Annotated in this window: 15 protein-coding genes; 9 read left to right on the plus strand and 6 right to left on the minus strand. The window is 63.9% G+C overall.

Annotation, left to right across the window (positions count from 1 at the left end):
* Positions 1 to 10: 10 nt before the first annotated feature.
* The gene (locus tag BHE01S_RS01775; RefSeq protein WP_042259823.1) at positions 11 to 3,433 is read right to left on the minus strand and encodes a hybrid sensor histidine kinase/response regulator; all 3,423 of its coding nucleotides are present in this window, start codon (positions 3,431 to 3,433) and stop codon (positions 11 to 13) included.
* A 209-nt stretch (positions 3,434 to 3,642) separates the two neighbouring features.
* Between BHE01S_RS01775 and urtA the strand changes: the two genes are divergently transcribed.
* From urtA to BHE01S_RS01815, 8 genes are all read left to right on the plus strand, one after another.
* Complete coding sequence (gene urtA, locus BHE01S_RS01780) at positions 3,643 to 4,917, plus strand: urea ABC transporter substrate-binding protein (RefSeq protein WP_042259827.1); 1,275 nt, start codon at positions 3,643 to 3,645, stop codon at positions 4,915 to 4,917.
* A gap of 55 nt (positions 4,918 to 4,972) precedes the next feature.
* A complete protein-coding gene (gene urtB / locus BHE01S_RS01785; protein ID WP_042259830.1) occupies positions 4,973 to 5,890 on the plus strand; it encodes an urea ABC transporter permease subunit UrtB in 918 nt (305 codons plus the stop codon).
* Between the two features lie 67 nt (positions 5,891 to 5,957).
* The gene (gene urtC / locus BHE01S_RS01790; protein WP_042259832.1) at positions 5,958 to 7,127 is read left to right on the plus strand and encodes an urea ABC transporter permease subunit UrtC; all 1,170 of its coding nucleotides are present in this window, start codon (positions 5,958 to 5,960) and stop codon (positions 7,125 to 7,127) included.
* Positions 7,128 to 7,130: 3 nt separating this feature from the next.
* The gene (gene urtD, locus BHE01S_RS01795) at positions 7,131 to 7,874 is read left to right on the plus strand and encodes an urea ABC transporter ATP-binding protein UrtD (protein WP_042259835.1); all 744 of its coding nucleotides are present in this window, start codon (positions 7,131 to 7,133) and stop codon (positions 7,872 to 7,874) included.
* 42 nt (positions 7,875 to 7,916) lie between these two features.
* A complete protein-coding gene (gene urtE, locus BHE01S_RS01800) occupies positions 7,917 to 8,606 on the plus strand; it encodes an urea ABC transporter ATP-binding subunit UrtE (protein ID WP_042259838.1) in 690 nt (229 codons plus the stop codon).
* Positions 8,607 to 8,654: 48 nt separating this feature from the next.
* Positions 8,655 to 9,893: a formamidase gene (fmdA, locus tag BHE01S_RS01805; protein ID WP_042259841.1), complete on the plus strand. Its 1,239-nt coding sequence runs from the start codon at positions 8,655 to 8,657 to the stop codon at positions 9,891 to 9,893.
* A gap of 33 nt (positions 9,894 to 9,926) precedes the next feature.
* Positions 9,927 to 10,262, plus strand: coding sequence for an FmdB family zinc ribbon protein (locus BHE01S_RS01810; protein WP_042259844.1), 336 nt, complete (start codon positions 9,927 to 9,929; stop codon positions 10,260 to 10,262).
* 24 nt (positions 10,263 to 10,286) lie between these two features.
* On the plus strand, positions 10,287 to 11,330 hold the full coding sequence (locus BHE01S_RS01815) for an aliphatic amidase (protein ID WP_042259845.1): 1,044 nt from the start codon (positions 10,287 to 10,289) through the stop codon (positions 11,328 to 11,330).
* Here BHE01S_RS01815 and BHE01S_RS01820 read toward each other — a convergent pair.
* The 5 genes from BHE01S_RS01820 to BHE01S_RS01840 all read right to left on the minus strand — a co-directional run bounded on the left by BHE01S_RS01820 (position 11,324) and on the right by BHE01S_RS01840 (position 15,302).
* Positions 11,324 to 12,043, minus strand: coding sequence for an amino acid ABC transporter ATP-binding protein (locus BHE01S_RS01820; protein ID WP_042259848.1), 720 nt, complete (start codon positions 12,041 to 12,043; stop codon positions 11,324 to 11,326). The two genes, BHE01S_RS01815 and BHE01S_RS01820, sit on opposite strands and share 7 nt — an antisense overlap.
* Positions 12,030 to 12,680 (minus strand): amino acid ABC transporter permease, encoded by a 651-nt coding sequence (locus BHE01S_RS01825; protein WP_042259849.1) that lies wholly within the window; start codon positions 12,678 to 12,680, stop codon positions 12,030 to 12,032. The genes BHE01S_RS01820 and BHE01S_RS01825 overlap by 14 nt, the downstream gene beginning before the upstream one ends.
* The gene (locus BHE01S_RS01830; protein ID WP_042259852.1) at positions 12,677 to 13,354 is read right to left on the minus strand and encodes an amino acid ABC transporter permease; all 678 of its coding nucleotides are present in this window, start codon (positions 13,352 to 13,354) and stop codon (positions 12,677 to 12,679) included. Before BHE01S_RS01830 ends, BHE01S_RS01825 begins: the two co-directional genes overlap by 4 nt.
* A 60-nt stretch (positions 13,355 to 13,414) precedes the next feature.
* The gene (locus BHE01S_RS01835; protein ID WP_042259855.1) at positions 13,415 to 14,221 is read right to left on the minus strand and encodes a transporter substrate-binding domain-containing protein; all 807 of its coding nucleotides are present in this window, start codon (positions 14,219 to 14,221) and stop codon (positions 13,415 to 13,417) included.
* Positions 14,222 to 14,405: 184 nt separating this feature from the next.
* A complete protein-coding gene (locus tag BHE01S_RS01840) occupies positions 14,406 to 15,302 on the minus strand; it encodes a LysR family transcriptional regulator (RefSeq protein ID WP_042259857.1) in 897 nt (298 codons plus the stop codon).
* A 98-nt stretch (positions 15,303 to 15,400) separates the two neighbouring features.
* Here BHE01S_RS01840 and BHE01S_RS01845 point away from each other — a divergent pair, with 98 nt between their 5' ends.
* Positions 15,401 to 16,705 carry a CitMHS family transporter gene (locus BHE01S_RS01845; protein WP_042260002.1) on the plus strand — a complete coding sequence of 435 codons (1,305 nt, stop codon included), beginning with the start codon at positions 15,401 to 15,403 and terminating at the stop codon, positions 16,703 to 16,705.
* The last annotated feature ends 18 nt before the right edge of the window (positions 16,706 to 16,723 follow it).

Below are 16,723 nucleotides of genomic sequence, written 5' to 3' on the forward strand. Positions count from 1 at the left end.
GGCCTGTGCGTCACGTACCGGCGGAGCGTGGCAGTCGGTCGAGTTCATGCTCGAGTTCCCTTAGCTGAAAGCGTTCCGCCAATGCGCGCAGCACCTCGATGTGCTCCCGTAGCGCGGGCCATGTTGCGCGGGCCGTATCGAGCTGCTCGATGACGCCTTGCACGTAGCCGACTTCGAGGTGCGCCCGCAGGCGCTCGAGCACCGCGGGCGGCCATACGGCGTCCGGCGGGGCCGCGCCGGCTTCCGCGCGCGCGGGCAATGACGTACCTGATGCAATCCAGTCGAACGCGAGCAGTTGCGCGAGTTTGTCGAGCAGCACGTTCACCTGGAGCGGTTTCACGAGATAACCGGCGCAACCGGTCGCGCTCGCGCGTTCGCGGTCGTCGGCGAACGCGTTGGCCGAAAGCAGCACGACGGGCGCGTTCGACAACTGGTTTTCGCGGATCAGGCGGCTGGTTTCGTAGCCGTCCATGAGCGGCATGGAAATGTCCATGATGATCGCGTCGGCGCCGTGCGTGGCGAGCCAGCGCAGCGCCTCGGGGCCGCTCGCCGCCTCGGCGACGTCAAAGCCGAGCGGCGTCAGCAATTGCACGACGATGCCGCGCTGATCCGCGAGATCGTCGACAACGAGAATCGCGCGACGCTGGCCGGTATAGCCGCGTATGGCCGCGAGTTCTGTGCGCGCGTCGGCGGCGCTGTCGACGGCGGGCGCAAAGAGCCGCACCACGAAGCGCGTGCCGCGGCCCACCTCGCTTTCGACTTCGAGACTGCCGCCGAGCGCCTGCGTAAGCAGCCGGCAGATCGTCAGGCCAAGACCCGCGCCGTGATCATGCGCGTGCGCGGCGTCGCCCCGCTCGAACGGCAGGAACAGGCGTTCCATCTCGGGCGCGGGAATGCCGGGGCCGGTGTCGATCACTTCGAACTTGAGCGTGTCGAGCGCGTGACTCACGCGCAGCGTCACGGTGCCGGCGGAGGTGAAGCGGATGGCGTTGCCAATCAGGTTAGTGAGAATCTGGCCCATGCACTTTTGATCGGAGCGCACCGTAGCGGGCAGGCGGCCGACGGTTTGCACGTCGAAGGCCAGCGCCTTTTCGAGTGCCTGAGGGCGCAGCATCGACGTCACGTGCGCGACGAAATCGGCGAGCGGCACACGCGCGATGTTCAGTTGCAGCTTGCCCGCTTCGATACGCGCGACGTCGAGCAGCCCGTCGACAAGCGCGAGCAGATGCTCGCCGCTGCGGTGGATCGTGCGCACTGCGTTGTAGCGTGTCGCCGAAAGCTCGTCTTTTGCCTGCAGCAACAATTGCGCGTAGCCGAGAATGCTGTTGAGCGGCGTGCGCAATTCGTGGCTCAAGCCGGAAACGTACCGGCTCTTCGCTTGATTCGCCGATTCGGCGGCGGCCGTCGCGCGTTTGAGCGCGGCGTCGGTTTTCTGGTGCGCGTCGATTTCGAGCATCAGCAGCTCGTTTTGCCGCTGCGATTCTTCCTGGGTGACACGCCGGCTTTCGCGCTCTAGCACGAACCACCAGGCCGCGATGCAGCCCACCAGGGAGAGCGAGAAGAATATCTTGAGAAAGCTGCCCGCAATGGCGCCGTCGAACGATGCGCCGTCTGCGGCGATTGACGTCACGCTCTGCGACCAGATCAGGTACAGCACGCTCGCGAGCACTGCCAGCATCGCGACGACGAGGCTCGCGTAATGCGTGAGACGCAGCGCGGCCGGGCCGAGCCGGAGGCCCGGAAACACGCGGTGCAGTGCCCGGTCGGCTTGCGAGGCGAAGCGCGCATGCGGCTTGCAGCGGTCGTGGCAGCGCGAGTCGAGCGAGCAGCACAGCGAGCAGATGGTGCCCCCGTAAGCGGGGCAGTACGCGGTGTCGTCGGGTTCGAAGGCATTCTCGCAGATCGCGCAGCGCAGCGAAACGGCGTCGCCCGTGGGCTGCGCGTCCCGCGCGATGTAGTAGCGCCCGCGCGTGGCGATCGCAATCACCGGCGCACAGACGAACGCCACGCCGAACGCGATGAACGACGACATCGCCTGCGCGAGCACGCCGAGCATGCCGCTCTGCGCGAGCATTGCGACCGCCGCCGCAATCAGCATTGCGCCCACGCCCACAGGGTTCACGTCGTACAGATGCGCGCGCTTGAACTCGATATAGCGCGGGCTGTAGCCGAGCGGCTTGTTGATGACGAGATCGGCGAACAGTGCGCCCACCCACGCGATCGCAATGTTCGCGTAGAGCGACAGCACCTTGGCGATCGCATCGAATACACCCATTTCAACGAGCAGCAAGGCAATCATCACGTTGAACACGAGCCAGACCACGCGGCCCGGATGACTGTGCGTGAGCCGTGCAAAGAAGTTCGACCACGCGAGCGAGCCCGCATAGGCGTTCGTCACGTTGATCTTCAACTGCGAGACGATCACGAAGAGCGTCATCACGGGCAGCGCCCAGCTCGCAAGTCCGAGCGGATCGAGCAGCAGATGATAGGCGACGAGATACATCTGCGTGGGCTGCGCAGCATGAGAGGCATCGACCTCGTGCTGGATCGCGACGAAGGCGAGAAACGCGCCGCCGAGCATCTTGAGTGCGCCGGGCACGATCCAGCCAGGTCCCGCCGAAAGCAGCGCGAGCCACCAGCGCGTGCGGTTGCGCGCCGTGAGCGGCGGCAAGAAGCGCAAGTAGTCCACCTGTTCGCCGACCTGCACGATCAGCGCGAACACGACGGTCGAGGCCTGCCCGAACGCGATCACGCTGAAAGCGCGCCCTTGCGGCGCGAAGCCCGCGAACGTCGTCCATTCGCGGACGAGGCCCGGATGACGCCACAGCACCGCCGCGTAGGGCAGCGCGAACAGCACGAGCCAGAGCGGCTGCGTCCAGCTTTGCAGGCGGTTGATCAGCGTAATGCCGAACATCACGACAGGAATCACGACGAGCGAACTCAGCACATACGCGATACCGAGCGAGATGTGGAAATAGAGTTGCAGCGCGAGCGACATGATGGCCGCTTCGAGCGCGAAAAAAATAAACGTGAAGACGGCGTAGAGCAGCGAGGTGAGTGTCGAGCCGATATAGCCGAAGCCCGCACCGCGCGTGAGCAGGTCCATATCGACACCATAGCGCGCCGCGTAATAGCTGATCGGCAGGCTCGTGAGCCAGATGAGTACCGAAACGGCGGCGATCGCCCAGATCGCGTTCGTAAAGCCGTAGTTAATGACGAGGCTGCCTCCTATCGCTTCGAGCACGAGAAACGATACGGCGCCTATCGCCGTATTGGCCACGCGCAGCTCCGACCAGCGGCGAAACGAGCGCGGCGTGAAGCGCAGCGCGTAGTCCTCGAGGGTCTCGTCGCCGACCCAGGCGTTGTAGTCGCGGCGCACCTTGACGATGCGTTGCGTGCTCGGCGCGCCCACGGAAGGGTGACTCTGGGACATGAAGATGATCCGGATTGGTGCGAAAGCGGCGCGAACGGTGCAAACGGCAGGGCGGCGCGGGATCGAAGTCCAATGCAAGTTACATTCCAGTGCGAATGCGGGGAATACGTCAATCGACGTATTCCGGTTGCCAATTTGGCTTTCTACATTGCGTCCAACCTCGACCCAGCCCTGGCACGAAGCGCAGGGCGCCCGATAAGGAGAACGTGATGTCCGCAGACGATCGAATCGATGACGATGCCCGCATGCCGTCGCCGTTGCGCCGCAAACTGATCGGCGGCCTCGCCGCCGCGCCGCTGATGGCGCTCGGCATGCCGCGCACCTCGTTTGCGCAAACGCCGCCCACCGCGAAGGTCAACACCACGGGCCTCGCCGTCACCGACACGACGGTAACGGTGGGTCAGCTGCATTCGGCTACGGGCACGATGGCGATCTCCGAAACCGGCTCGATACAGGCCGAACGCCTCGCGATCGAGCAGATCAACGCAATGGGCGGCGTGCTCGGCCGCAAGATCCAGATCATTCAGGAAGACGGCGCTTCCGACTGGCCGACCTTCGCCGAGAAGTCGAAGAAGCTGCTCGAAAACGACCACGTCGCCGCGGTGTTCGGCTGCTGGACCTCGGCCTCGCGCAAGGCGGTGCTGCCGGTGTTCGAGAAGGACAACGGCCTGCTTTACTACCCGACCTTCTACGAAGGCCTCGAGCAGTCGAAGAACGTGTTCTACACGGGCCAGGAAGCTACGCAACAGATTCTCTGGGCGCTCGACTGGGCGTCGAATACGAAGAAAGCCAAGACGTTCTTCCTGATCGGCTCGGACTATATCTGGCCGCGCACCTCGAACAAGATCGCGCGCCGGCATATCGAACAGCATCTGCACGCGAAGGTCGTCGGCGAAGAGTATTACCCGCTCGGCACGACCGAATTCAATTCGCTGATGAACAAGATCAAGCTCGCGCGCCCCGACTGCATTTTCGCGACCGTGGTGGGCGGCTCGAATGTGGCGTTCTACAAGCAGCTGAAGGCGGCCGGCATTACGCCGCAGAAGCAGTTCCTGCTGACGCTTTCGGTGACCGAAGACGAAGTGCTCGGCATTGGCGGCGACAATTTCGCGGGCTTCTATTCGTCGATGAAGTACTTCCAGTCGCTCGATAACGACAACAACAAGAAGTTCGTCGCGGCATTCAAGGCGCGCTACGGGCAGAAGGCCGTGATCGGCGACGTCACCCAGGCCGCGTATCTCGGCCCGTGGATCTGGAAGGCCGCGTGCGAGCGCGCGGGCAGCTTCGACGTGGACAAGGTCGTGGCGTCGTCGGCGGGCATCGAGGTCGGCAACGCGCCGCAGGGCTACGCCAAGGTCGATGCGAACCATCACCTGTGGAGCCGCTCGCTGATCGGCGAGGGCCAGGCGGACGGCCAGTTCAAGGTCGTCGCCCAGTCGGCGCAACCGATCCAGCCGAATCCGTTCCCGAAGGGCTACATGTAATCCGTCAACCGAAGCTGCGCGGCGATGCCATGCACCGCCGCGCGAGGAGCGTTCGATGTCCGCTACCGACATTTTCAACATCACGCTGATGCAGGGCTTCGCCGGCTTGAGCCTGTTCAGCGTCCTGCTCCTGATGGGGCTCGGGCTGGCTGTGATCTTCGGCCAGATGGGCGTGATCAACATGGCACATGGCGAATTCATGACGATCGGCGCCTACACCGTCTACATGTTTTCGTGGCTCGCGCAGAACGTCTGGCACGCGTTCACGCCGGTCTACTTCTTCTTCGCGATCTTCGCGGCGTTCGGGCTGGCGTTTGCGGCGGGCTGGCTTGCCGAGTGGGCACTCATCCGGCATCTATACCGGCGCCCGCTCGATACGCTGCTCGCCACCTGGGGCTTGAGCCTCGGCATGCAGCAGGTGTTTCGCTCGACCTTCGGGCCGAAGGAAGTGAGCCCCGCGCTGCCCGACTGGCTGATGGGTTCGTGGGAGCCGGCGCAAGGGCTCGACATTCCCGTAAGCGGCATGTTCGTGATGGCACTCGCGCTGCTCATGACGGGCGGCTTGCTGCTCGCGCTCTATCGCTCGCGCTGGGGGCTGCGTGTGCGCGCCACGGTCGCCAACCGGCCGATGGCGAACGCGGCGGGTATCAACACGCGCCGTACCGACCGCATGACTTTCGCCATCGGCTGCGGTATCGCAGGCGTGGCCGGTGCGGCGTTCACGGCGATCGGCTCGACCGGGCCGACAAGCGGCTCGCTCTACATCGTCGATTCGTTTCTCGTCGTCACGTTCGGCGGCGCGGCGAGCCTGCTCGGCACCGTGGCCTCGGCGTTCGGCATCGCGCAGATGCAGTCGATCAGCGAATTCTTCCTCTCGGGCTCGATCGCGCGCGTCCTCACGCTGCTGACCGTTGTCGTGATCCTGATGCTGCGTCCGCAGGGCTTGTTCGCCTCGAAGGTGCGGCGCGTGTAAGGGCGTTGCCGGGCGCGCGGTCATCCGCGCGGCTCATTCACTGTTTCACTTGTACGGAGAGGTGGACATGGAACCCATCCAACCCGCTGCGGGCGGCGTTTCCCCGCGATCTGGCCACGGCGTGGCGCCGGGCGGCTGGCGCGCGGTCGCGGCGCGGCTCGACGCGTCGGGCTATGCAGGCATCGCGATACTCGCGGTGCTGATCGTGATCGTGTTTCCGCTCGCGCTCGATACGTTTCGGCTGAACCTGATGGGCAAGTACCTGACCTATGCGTTCGTGGCGATGGGCCTCGTGATCGCGTGGGGCTACGGCGGCGTGCTGAGCCTCGGCCAGGGCGTGTTCTTCGGCCTCGGCGGCTATGCGATGGCAATGTTCCTCAAGCTCGAAGCGTCCGATCCGGCCGCGACGCGCACGCAGACCACGCCCGGCATTCCCGACTTCATGGACTGGAACCAGCTCACGGCGCTGCCCACGTGGTGGAAACCGTTTCACTCGCTGCCGTTCTCGATTCTCGCGGTGCTCGTCGTGCCGACGGCGCTCGCGTTCGTGATCGGCTACGCGATGTTCAAGCGGCGCGTGGGCGGCGTGTACTTCGCAATCATCACCCAGGCCGTCGCGCTGATTCTCTCGGTGCTGATCATCGGCCAGCAGGGCTACACGGGCGGTGTGAACGGCATCACCGACCTGCGCACGCTGCTCGGCTGGGACATTCGCACCGATCACGCGAAGCTCGTTCTCTATTTCGTCAACGCAGTGCTGCTGATCGGCGCGTTGCTCGCTTGCCGCTGGGTCCAGCGCAGCAAGGCAGGCACGCTGCTGCTCGCGATGCGCGACAAGGAAGACCGCGTGCGCTTTTCCGGCTACGACGTCGCCATGTTCAAGGTGTTTGCGTTCTGCCTCGCGGCGCTGCTCGCGGCCATCGGCGGCGCGATGTTCACGTTGCAGGTGGGCTTCATGTCGCCTTCGTTCGTCGGCATCGTGCCGTCGATCGAGATGGTGATCTATGCGGCGATCGGCGGACGTATGTCGCTCGTGGGCGCAGTGTACGGCGCGATTCTCGTCAATCTCGGCAAGAGCTGGTTCTCGGAGAGCTTTCCGAATCTCTGGCTCTACCTGATGGCGGCGATGTTCATCGGCGTGGTGATGGCGTTTCCGAATGGGCTCGCGGGCCTCTACGAAGAGCATGTGCGGCCGCGCGTGCGGCGCTGGCTCGGCGCAGCGAACAAGGAGGCATGAAGCATGAGCAACACCGACTTTCTGCTGGCGATCGAAGACCTGACCGTGTCGTTCGACGGCTTCAAGGCAATCGATTCGCTGAATCTCTATCTCGAGCGCGGCGAGCTGCGCGTCGTCATCGGACCGAACGGCGCGGGCAAGACGACGCTGCTCGACCTGATTTGCGGCAAGACGAAGGAAACGGCGGGCAGCATCAAGTTCCGCAACGAGGAAATCACGAAGCTCGCGGAATTCCGGCGCGTGCGCAAGGGCATCGGCCGCAAGTTCCAGACACCGTCGATCTACGAAAACCTGAGTGTCGCGCAGAACCTCGAAGTGTCGTTTCCGCGCGGTCGCAGCGTGTTCGGCGCGCTCGCGTATCGCGAGGACGACGAAGTGGCCGACCGCGTGCGCGCCGTCGCCGACGAAATCGGCCTTGCCGCATCGCTCGATCTGGAAGCCGGGTTGCTTTCGCACGGCCAGAAGCAATGGCTCGAAATCGGCATGCTGCTCATGCAGGATCCAGAGCTATTGATGCTCGACGAACCGATCGCGGGAATGAGCGTGCGCGAGCGCGAACTGACCGCCGAGCTGCTCGACCGCATCTGCCTCAATCGCTCGATGATCGTGATCGAGCACGACATGGCGTTCGTCGAGCGCATCGCCCACAAGGTCACGGTGATGCATCAAGGCAAGATTCTCGCGGAAGGCCCGATGGCGCAGGTGCAAGCCGACCCGCGCGTGATCGATGTTTATCTTGGCCACTGAGTCGGCCACTGAACGACAGAACGACTAAACGGAGGACACATCATGCTGGAAGTCGACGATCTCGTCGTGAGCTATGGCCAGAGCGAAGTGCTGCACGGCATTGGCTTTGCGGTGGCCAACGGCGAAAGCGTGGCGGTGATGGGCCGCAACGGCATGGGCAAGACCACGCTGTTCAAGGCGCTCATCGGCATGCTGCCTGCCAGTCGCGGCACGGTGCGCGTGGGCGGCGCCGACGTTTCGAAGGACGAGAGTTACCGGCGCGTCGCGAAGGGCATCGGCTATGTGCCGCAAGGGCGGCAGATTTTCGCTTCGTTGAGCGTCGAGGAAAACATTCAGACGGGACTCGAAAACGCGCAGAGCCAGCGCATACCCGACGACATCTACGCGCTGTTTCCCGTGCTGTTCGACATGCGGCGTCGCAAGGGCGGCAATCTGTCGGGCGGTCAGCAGCAGCAACTCGCCATCGCGCGCGCGCTCGCGACCGACCCGAAAGTGCTGTTGCTCGACGAACCGACCGAGGGTATCCAGCCGTCCGTCATCAAGGACATCGCGAAGGCGCTCAACCAGATTCGCCAGACACGCAACATCGCCATCGTCGTGTCGGAGCAGGTGCTGAGCTTCGCGCTCGATGTCGCGGACCGGCTCTTCGTGATCGAGGGCGGGCGCTTCGTGCATCAAAGCACGCGCGACGCCGGCGACACCGACCGCATTCGCGAATACCTCTCCGTGTGAACGCCGAGCTTCACTACCTGACAACCTTCGAACCAAGGAGCGAATGCAATGCCCGAAACTCTCATCAAGGTCGACCTGAACCAGTCCGCCTACGAAAACGAACAGGTCCACAACCGCTGGCATCCGGACATTCCCATGGCCTGCTGGGTCGATCCCGGCGACGACTTCGTGCTCGAAACCTACGACTGGACCGGCGGCTTCATCAAGAACGACGACAGCGCCGACGACGTGCGCGACATCGACCTCTCGATCGTGCATTTTCTCTCGGGCCCCGTAGGCGTGCGCGGCGCGGAGCCGGGCGACCTGCTCGTGGTCGATCTGCTCGATATCGGCGCGAAGCCGGACAGCCAGTGGGGCTTCAACGGCTTCTTCGCGAAGTCGAACGGGGGCGGGTTTCTCACCGATCATTTTCCCGACGCGCAAAAGTCGATCTGGGATTTCCATGGCGTGTATACGAGTTCGCGCCACATTCCGGGCGTGAATTTCGCGGGGCTGATTCATCCGGGCCTGATCGGCTGCCTGCCTGATCCGAAGCTGCTCGAAACGTGGAACGCGCGCGAGACCGGCTTGATCGCGACCGCGCCCGAGCGTGTGCCGCCGCTGGCGAATCCGCCCTTCGCGGCCACGGCACACATGGGCAAGCTCGAAGGCGATGCACGCGACAAGGCTGCCGCCGAGGGCGCGCGCACCGTGCCGCCGCGTGAGCATGGCGGCAATTGCGACATCAAGGACCTGTCGCGCGGCTCGAAGGTGTTTTTCCCCGTCTACGTGGATGGCGCGGGCCTCTCCGTAGGCGACCTGCACTTCAGCCAGGGCGACGGCGAAATCACGTTCTGCGGCGCCATCGAAATGGCCGGCTGGGTGCATATGCGCGTGAATCTCATCAAGGGCGGCATGGCGAAATACGGCATTCGCAATCCCGTGTTCCAGCCGAGCCCGATTACGCCGACGTACAACGATTATCTGATCTTCGAAGGCATTTCCGTCGACGAGCAGGGTAGCCAGCATTATCTCGACGTGACCGTCGCATACCGGCAGGCGTGCCTGAACGCCATCGAGTATTTGAAGAAGTTCGGTTATTCGGGTGCGCAGGCGTATTCGCTGCTCGGTTGCGCGCCGGTGCAGGGCCATATCAGCGGTGTCGTCGATATTCCGAACGCATGCGCGACGTTGTGGCTGCCCACGCAGATCTTCGACTTCGACATTCGACCGAATGCCGATGGCCCGATCCGGCACATCAAGGGCGGCGTCGATCTGCCGTGCTCGCCCGATCTCGCAAAAGCGTAATCGATCGTCACATCGTCACACGAGGAACCCGTCATGCCGATCTACGACTTCGAATGTGCGAACTGTGGACCGTTCGCCGTCATGCGCCGCATTGCCGACCGCGAAAAGCCGTGCCGCTGTCCCGATTGCGGTGGCGAGGGATCGCGCGTGATCAGCGCGCCTTCGCTCGCGTTGATGGCAGGCACGCGCCGCAACGCGCACGCGACGAACGAACGCGCTGCGCATGCGCCGCGTCAGTCCGGCGACGGGCCGCAGCTGCGCCATCGCCCCGGTTGCAGTTGCTGTTCGGGCGGCGCCGCGAAGCTCGCGGGCGTGCCGTCCGGCGGCCTCAAGCGCCCGGCGGGGCGGCCGTGGATGATCAGCCATTGATCTGACTTATCAGGAGAACACACTATGCGACATGGTGATATTTCGAGCAGCCGCGACTGCGTGGGCGTCGCGGTCGTCAACTACAAGATGCCGCGTCTGCACACGAAGGCCGAGGTGCTCGCAAACGCGCAGAAAATTGCCGGGATGGTGATCGGCATGAAGCAGGGATTGCCGGGCATGGACCTCGTGGTCTTCCCCGAGTATTCGACGCACGGGATCATGTACGACCGGCAGGAAATGTTCGATACGGCGTCGACTGTGCCCGGCGAGGAAACAGATATCTTTGCCGCAGCGTGCCGCAAGGCCAACGTGTGGGGCGTGTTTTCGCTGACCGGCGAGCGCCACGAGGCGCATCCGCACAAGGTGCCGTACAACACGCTCGTGCTGATCGACAATCGTGGCGAGATCGTGCAGAAGTATCGCAAGATCATGCCGTGGACGCCGATCGAAGGCTGGTATCCCGGCGATCGCACCTATGTGACGGAAGGGCCGAAGGGCCTGAAGATCAGTCTCATTATCTGCGACGACGGCAACTATCCGGAGATCTGGCGCGACTGCGCCATGGGTGGCGCGGAACTGATCGTGCGCTGCCAGGGCTACATGTACCCGGCAAAGGAGCAGCAGGTGATGGTCGCGAAAGCCATGGCGTGGATGAACAACACGTATGTGGCCGTGGCGAACGCCACGGGCTGGGACGGCGTGTATTCGTACTTCGGCCATTCGGCGATCGTCGGCTTCGATGGGCGTACGCTCGGCGAATGCGGCGAGGAAGAGATGGGCGTGCAGTACGCCGAACTTTCCTTGAGCATGATTCGCGATGCCCGACGCAACATGCAGTCGCAGAATCATCTGTACAAGCTCCTGCATCGCGGCTACACGGGTACGATCCATTCCGGCGACGGCGCCAACGGGGTTGCTGCATGCCCGTTCGGGTTCTACCGAAACTGGGTAACGGATCCCGAAGGCACGCGGCAAGCGGTGGAAGCGCTTACGCGGACGACGCCGGGCACTGCCGAGTGTCCGATAGAAGGGATCCCCAACGGCGAGCACGACGAACGACGTCACTGAATGAAGCGTCGCAGCTCCACCGTCGACGGACTGCCGAAAATTTCCTCGGGCGGTCCGCTTTCCCATACGCGGCCTTCGTGCATGAACACCACGGTGTCGCTGACGGCGCGCGCGAAGCGCATTTCGTGAGTGACCATGATGAGCGTCATATCCTCGCGCGCGAGGCTTTCCACCACACCCAACACCTCGCCGACCAGTTCGGGATCGAGTGCCGACGTGATTTCGTCGCAGAGCAGCACGCTCGGCTTCATCGCGAGCGCCCGAGCGATGGCGACGCGCTGCTGCTGTCCGCCCGAGAGTTGATCGGGATACGCGTCGAATTTCCCGCCCAGGCCAACGCGCTCGAGCATCTGCTGCGCGATGGCGCGGGCCTCCCTGCGTGGCGTCTTCTTGACGACCGTTTGCGCAAGCATCACGTTTTCGCTGGCGGTGAGATGCGGAAACAGGTTGTATTGCTGAAACACCATCCCGACCTTCAGCCGCAGCGCGCGCAGGTCCGCGTGCCGCGCATCGACGTGTGCGCCGTCGATTTCGATCGACCCTGCGTCGATGCTTTCGAGCCCGTTCAGCGCCCGCAGCAACGTGCTCTTGCCGGACCCGCTGCGCCCGATGATGCTAACGACCTGACCGCGTTCGACGGTGAGGTCGATTCCCTTCAGTACATGGTGGGCGCCGAACTGCTTTTCGACGCCTTCGGTCTTAACGAGCGGCATGCCATTTCCTTTGCAGCGCCCGCGCATACCGCGTAAGCGGATAGCACAGGGTGAAATAGATTAGCGCGACGAGTCCGTAGACGAGAAACGGGCGGAACGTCGCGTTCGAGATTTGTGTGCCGGCCTTTGTGAGTTCGGCAAAGCCGATGATCGACACGAGCGCCGTGTCCTTGATGGCCTGTACGCCGAAGCCCACAGTCGGACCGATGGCGATGCGCGCGGCTTGCGGCAGGATCACGTGGCGCAACTGCTCGAAATAGTTCATGGCGAGACTGGCCGACGCCTCCCACTGGCCCTTCGGCACCGCCTCCACACAACCGCGCCAGATCTCGACGAGATAGGCGCTGGTGAAGAACGTGAGGCCGAGCGTGGCCGCCATCCACGCCGAGACGTCGATGCCGAGCAGCGGCAAGCCGAAGTACACGATGAAGAGTTGCAGCAGCAGCGGTGTGCCCTGAAACACCTCGATGTAAATACGCACGAGCGCGCGCAGCACGCGCGACTTCGATACGCGCGCCACGAGCAGCAGCAAACCCACCACTGCGCCGGTAATGAACGAAACCAGTGAGAGCAGCACGGTCCAGCGCGCGGCCAGGAGCAAACCCTCGATGATCTGCGCGAATGTGAATTCGATCATCGCGCGCCTCGCAGGTTGCGCGTGAAGAGTCGCCGGCCGGCTGCGGTGAGGGCGGCGCGCAGGATGAGCGCCATCGCGAGATAGATCCCGGCGATGAGGAAATACGTTTCGAAAGCGCGGAAGTTGCGCGACTGCACATAGCTTGCGGCATACGTGAGATCGGCAACGGAGATCTGCGAGACGACGGCCGAGCCAAGCATCGTGATGACGATCTGGCTCGCCAGCGCGGGAAACACCTTCGCGAACGCTTGCGGAAGCAGCACGTGCACGAAGGTTTCGCGGCGCGACATCGCGAGTGCTGCAGCGGCCTCGTGATGTCCGCGCGGTACCGCTTCAATGCCCGCGCGCAGGATCTCAACGGAATACGCGCCGAGGTTCAGCGTCATGGCGAGCACGGCCGCCGTATATTCCCCGATGTGCACGCCAAGTGCGGGCAGCCCGAAGAACACGAAGAAAAGCTGCACGAGAAACGGCGTGTTGCGAATCGCCTCCACATAGGCGTGCACGGCTGTGCGCAGCGCCGCGCGGCGGCTCTGGTGCGCGGCGGCGCCCGCGACGCCGAGGCTGATGCCGAGCAGCGTCGAGGCCGCCGTGAGCGCGAGCGTGACGGACGCGCCGCTTGCGAACATGCCGGCATAGGCGGCGAGGTCGCCGAACTGAAGCTGATAGCTCATGAAGGAATGAGGGGTGTGCAGAGGTGAGTGCGCCAGCCGCGCATGGCGGCGGCGGGTGTGTCAAAGATTGGCGGGTAACGGCTGACCAAACCACTTCTTCGACATTGCCTGGAGCGAGCCGTCCTTCTTCGCCTGTTCGATGGCCGTGTTGACCTTCGCGAGCAGTTGCGGCTCGTTCTTGTTGAGGCCCACGAAGCACGGCGAGTCCTTGATGACGAACTTCATCTGCGGTTCGCGCGGCGGATGCTTCGCGAGGATGGCCGCGGCGACGATGTTGCCCGCCGCAATCAACTGCACCTGGCCGGAGAGAAAGGCCTGGATCGTGGCGTTGTTGTCGTCGAAGCGGCGGATGGTGGCGTTGGGCGCCATGCTGGTGAGGGCCACTTCTTCGAGCGCGCCGCGCGTGGCGCCGACGGTCTTGCCGGTGAGGTCCGCCGGTCCGCCGACCTTGATATCGGCCGGCCCGAAAACGCCCTGGAAGTAAGGGGCATAGGCCTGCGAAAAGTCGATGACCTTCTCGCGGTCCGGCGTTTTGCCGAGCGAGGAGATCACGAGATCGACCTTGTCGGTCTGCAGGTAGGGAATGCGGTTCCCACTATTGACCGGCACGAGCTGCAGCTTGACCTTCATCGATTTCGCGAGCAGTGCCGCCATGTCGATGTCGTAGCCTTGCGGCTGCATATCGGGGCCGACGGCGCCAAACGGCGGATAGTCCTCGGGCACGGCCACGCGCAGCGTGCCGCGCTTGGTGATGGCGTCGAGTGCATCGGCGTTGGCGGCCTGTGCAGTGAAGAAGGTCAGTGCGGGCACGGCCAGCAGCGCGGCGAGCCAGCGGCGCCGTTGAAGTGAATTGGTCTTGTGTTCCATGCTGGGATTTCCGAAGAGATGTGCCGCCCGCAATGGATATCGCGCGGGCGTGCGGTGGTCAAAGCAAGGATCGCGCCAGTGCCGGTGCGCCAAGCCTGTGAGCCCTTAGCCCATGAGATCACTGAGCCAGCGCTCGCCTGATGCCGGATGGATTTCACCAGAACGGTGCGTGCGTATCGCAAGCTCATCCTGGCGGGGTGCCGCCGAGATCGAGCGTATTGACAAAGTCTTCGGTCACACGAGGCAGTGTCCGACCGCGTTTCTTGACGAGCGCAATCGGGCGCACGAACGCCGGATCATCGATCGGCCGTGTGATGAGCCCACGCTCCGCATGCACTTCGCGCGCGGATTCCGGAAGAACGGAGATCCCGAGGCCGCCGCGCACCATCGCAACGGCGGTCATCATGTACATCGGTTCGCACGCGATATCGGGCGTGCAGCGCGCGTTCGACAGCGCGGCGTCTACCACCGCGCGCACACTGGTTCCCGGCGCGGTCAGCACGAGCGGCATCGACGCGAAGTCGTCGACCGTCACCGTGCGCTTGCGGGCAAGCGGGTGGGACTTCGGACACACGATCACGAGCCGGTCCTCGCCCGTCTGCAGGACCTCCAGCGTCGCATCGACGCTGTGGCCGCCCGTCAGGCCGATATCCACCTCTTCATTGCGCACGAGTGCGTTGACGGCGCTCGCCACGACATCGCGAACCTGAAACCGCGCCTGCGGCACGCGCCGGCGAAACGCCTGGATCAGTTCGGGCAGCGCGCTGGCGGCGAAGGTCGGCAGACACGCAAGCCGCACCGTGCCGCTCGAACCGTCGCCGAGCGCGCGCGCATCTCGGAGGGCCTGCTCCATATCGCTTAGCGATCGCGTCAGGATAGGCAGCAATTCGCGGCCCGTTTGGGTCAGCGCAACGCTGCGGCTGTTGCGATCGAATAAACGCGCGCCCACGGTTTCCTCGAGGCGCCGAATCTGCACGGTTAGCGCGGGCTGCGATAAATGCAGCCGGGCCGCCGCGCGCGTGAAGTTGCCCGCGTGCGCCACGGTCACGAAAGCACGAATGTCGCGGAGATTGAGATCCATAAAGAACTGTGATAGCTGTGATCAAATCATTTCAATTGCGTTATTACAGCGCCGAACTTACGCTGCGCCATACCAAAAGACAAGACTGGAGACACAACATGCTGCCTTTGCTGGGGCTCGTGACGATCGTGGTGTTGCTGGCCGCGATTCTTTCAAAACGCATGTCGCCGCTCGTCGCGCTCATCATCGTGCCGATCGGCGCGTCGCTGATCGGCGGATTCGGCTTGCAGACGAGCCAGTTTGTCATCGGCGGATTGAAGAGCCTCGCGCCCGTCGTCGGCATGTTCGTGTTCGCGATTCTCTATTTCGGCACGATCACGGACGCGGGCACGCTCGATCCGATCATCGACCGCATCCTGCGCACGGTCGGCACCAAGCCGACGCGCATCGTGATGGGCACGACGCTGCTCGCGCTGCTCATTCACCTCGACGGCTCGGGCGCCGTGTGCTTTCTCGTCACCATCCCCGCCATGCTGCCGCTGTACGAGCGCCTGAACATGGACAAGCGCGTGCTCGCGGCAGCCGTTTCGATGGCGGCCGGCATCAACTTCCTGCCGTGGACGGGGCCGATGATCCGCGCATCGGCGTCGCTGCATCTGCCGGTTTCGGCACTTTTCAATCCGCTGATTCCGATCCAGGCGATCGGTCTCGTGTTCGTGTTCAGCATGGCGTGGTGGCTCGGCTGGCGCGAGGAAAAGCGCCTCGGCTATGCTTCCACCAGCGGATCGGTTCCCCTGCCCAAACGCGAACTTACGCCTGAGGAACAGGCGCTGCGCCGTCCGCAAAACTTCTGGTTCAACATCGTGCTGACGGTCGCCGTGCTCGGCACGATGGTCGTGATGGGCGAGAAGATTCCGCCCGCGATCATGTTCATGGTGGGCTTGTGCATCGCGCTGATGGTGAACTACCCCAACGTCGATATGCAGCGCAAGCGCATCGACGCCCACGCGCGCGCCGCGCTGATGATGGCGGGCATTCTGCTCGCAGCGGGCGTGTTCACCGGCATCATGCAGGGCAGCGGCATGCTCAAGGCGATGGCGCAGGCGGCGGTCGGCTTCGTGCCGCCTGCGTTTGCAGGGCAGATTCCGGTCGCACTCGGCGTACTGTCGATGCCGCTCTCGATGCTCTTCGACCCCGATTCGTTTTATTTCGGTGTCCTGCCGGTGATCGCCGAAGTGGCATCGCAGCTCGGCGTGCCGGCGGTGCACATCGGACAGGCCGCGCTGCTCGGCCAGATGACCACCGGTTTTCCCGTGAGTCCGCTCACGCCCGCGACATTTCTCGTCGTCGGCCTGTGTGGAATCGATCTCGCGGATCATCAGAAGTTCACGTTTCCGCTGTTGTTCGGCGCGTCGATCGTCATGACGATCGCGTGCGTCGTGCTGGGCGTGTTTGCGCTGTAATCAGGAGTTGTCGACGTC

The organism is Paraburkholderia heleia NBRC 101817 (assembly GCF_000739775.1).
GTDB classification, from domain to species: Bacteria; Pseudomonadota; Gammaproteobacteria; order Burkholderiales; family Burkholderiaceae; genus Paraburkholderia; species Paraburkholderia heleia.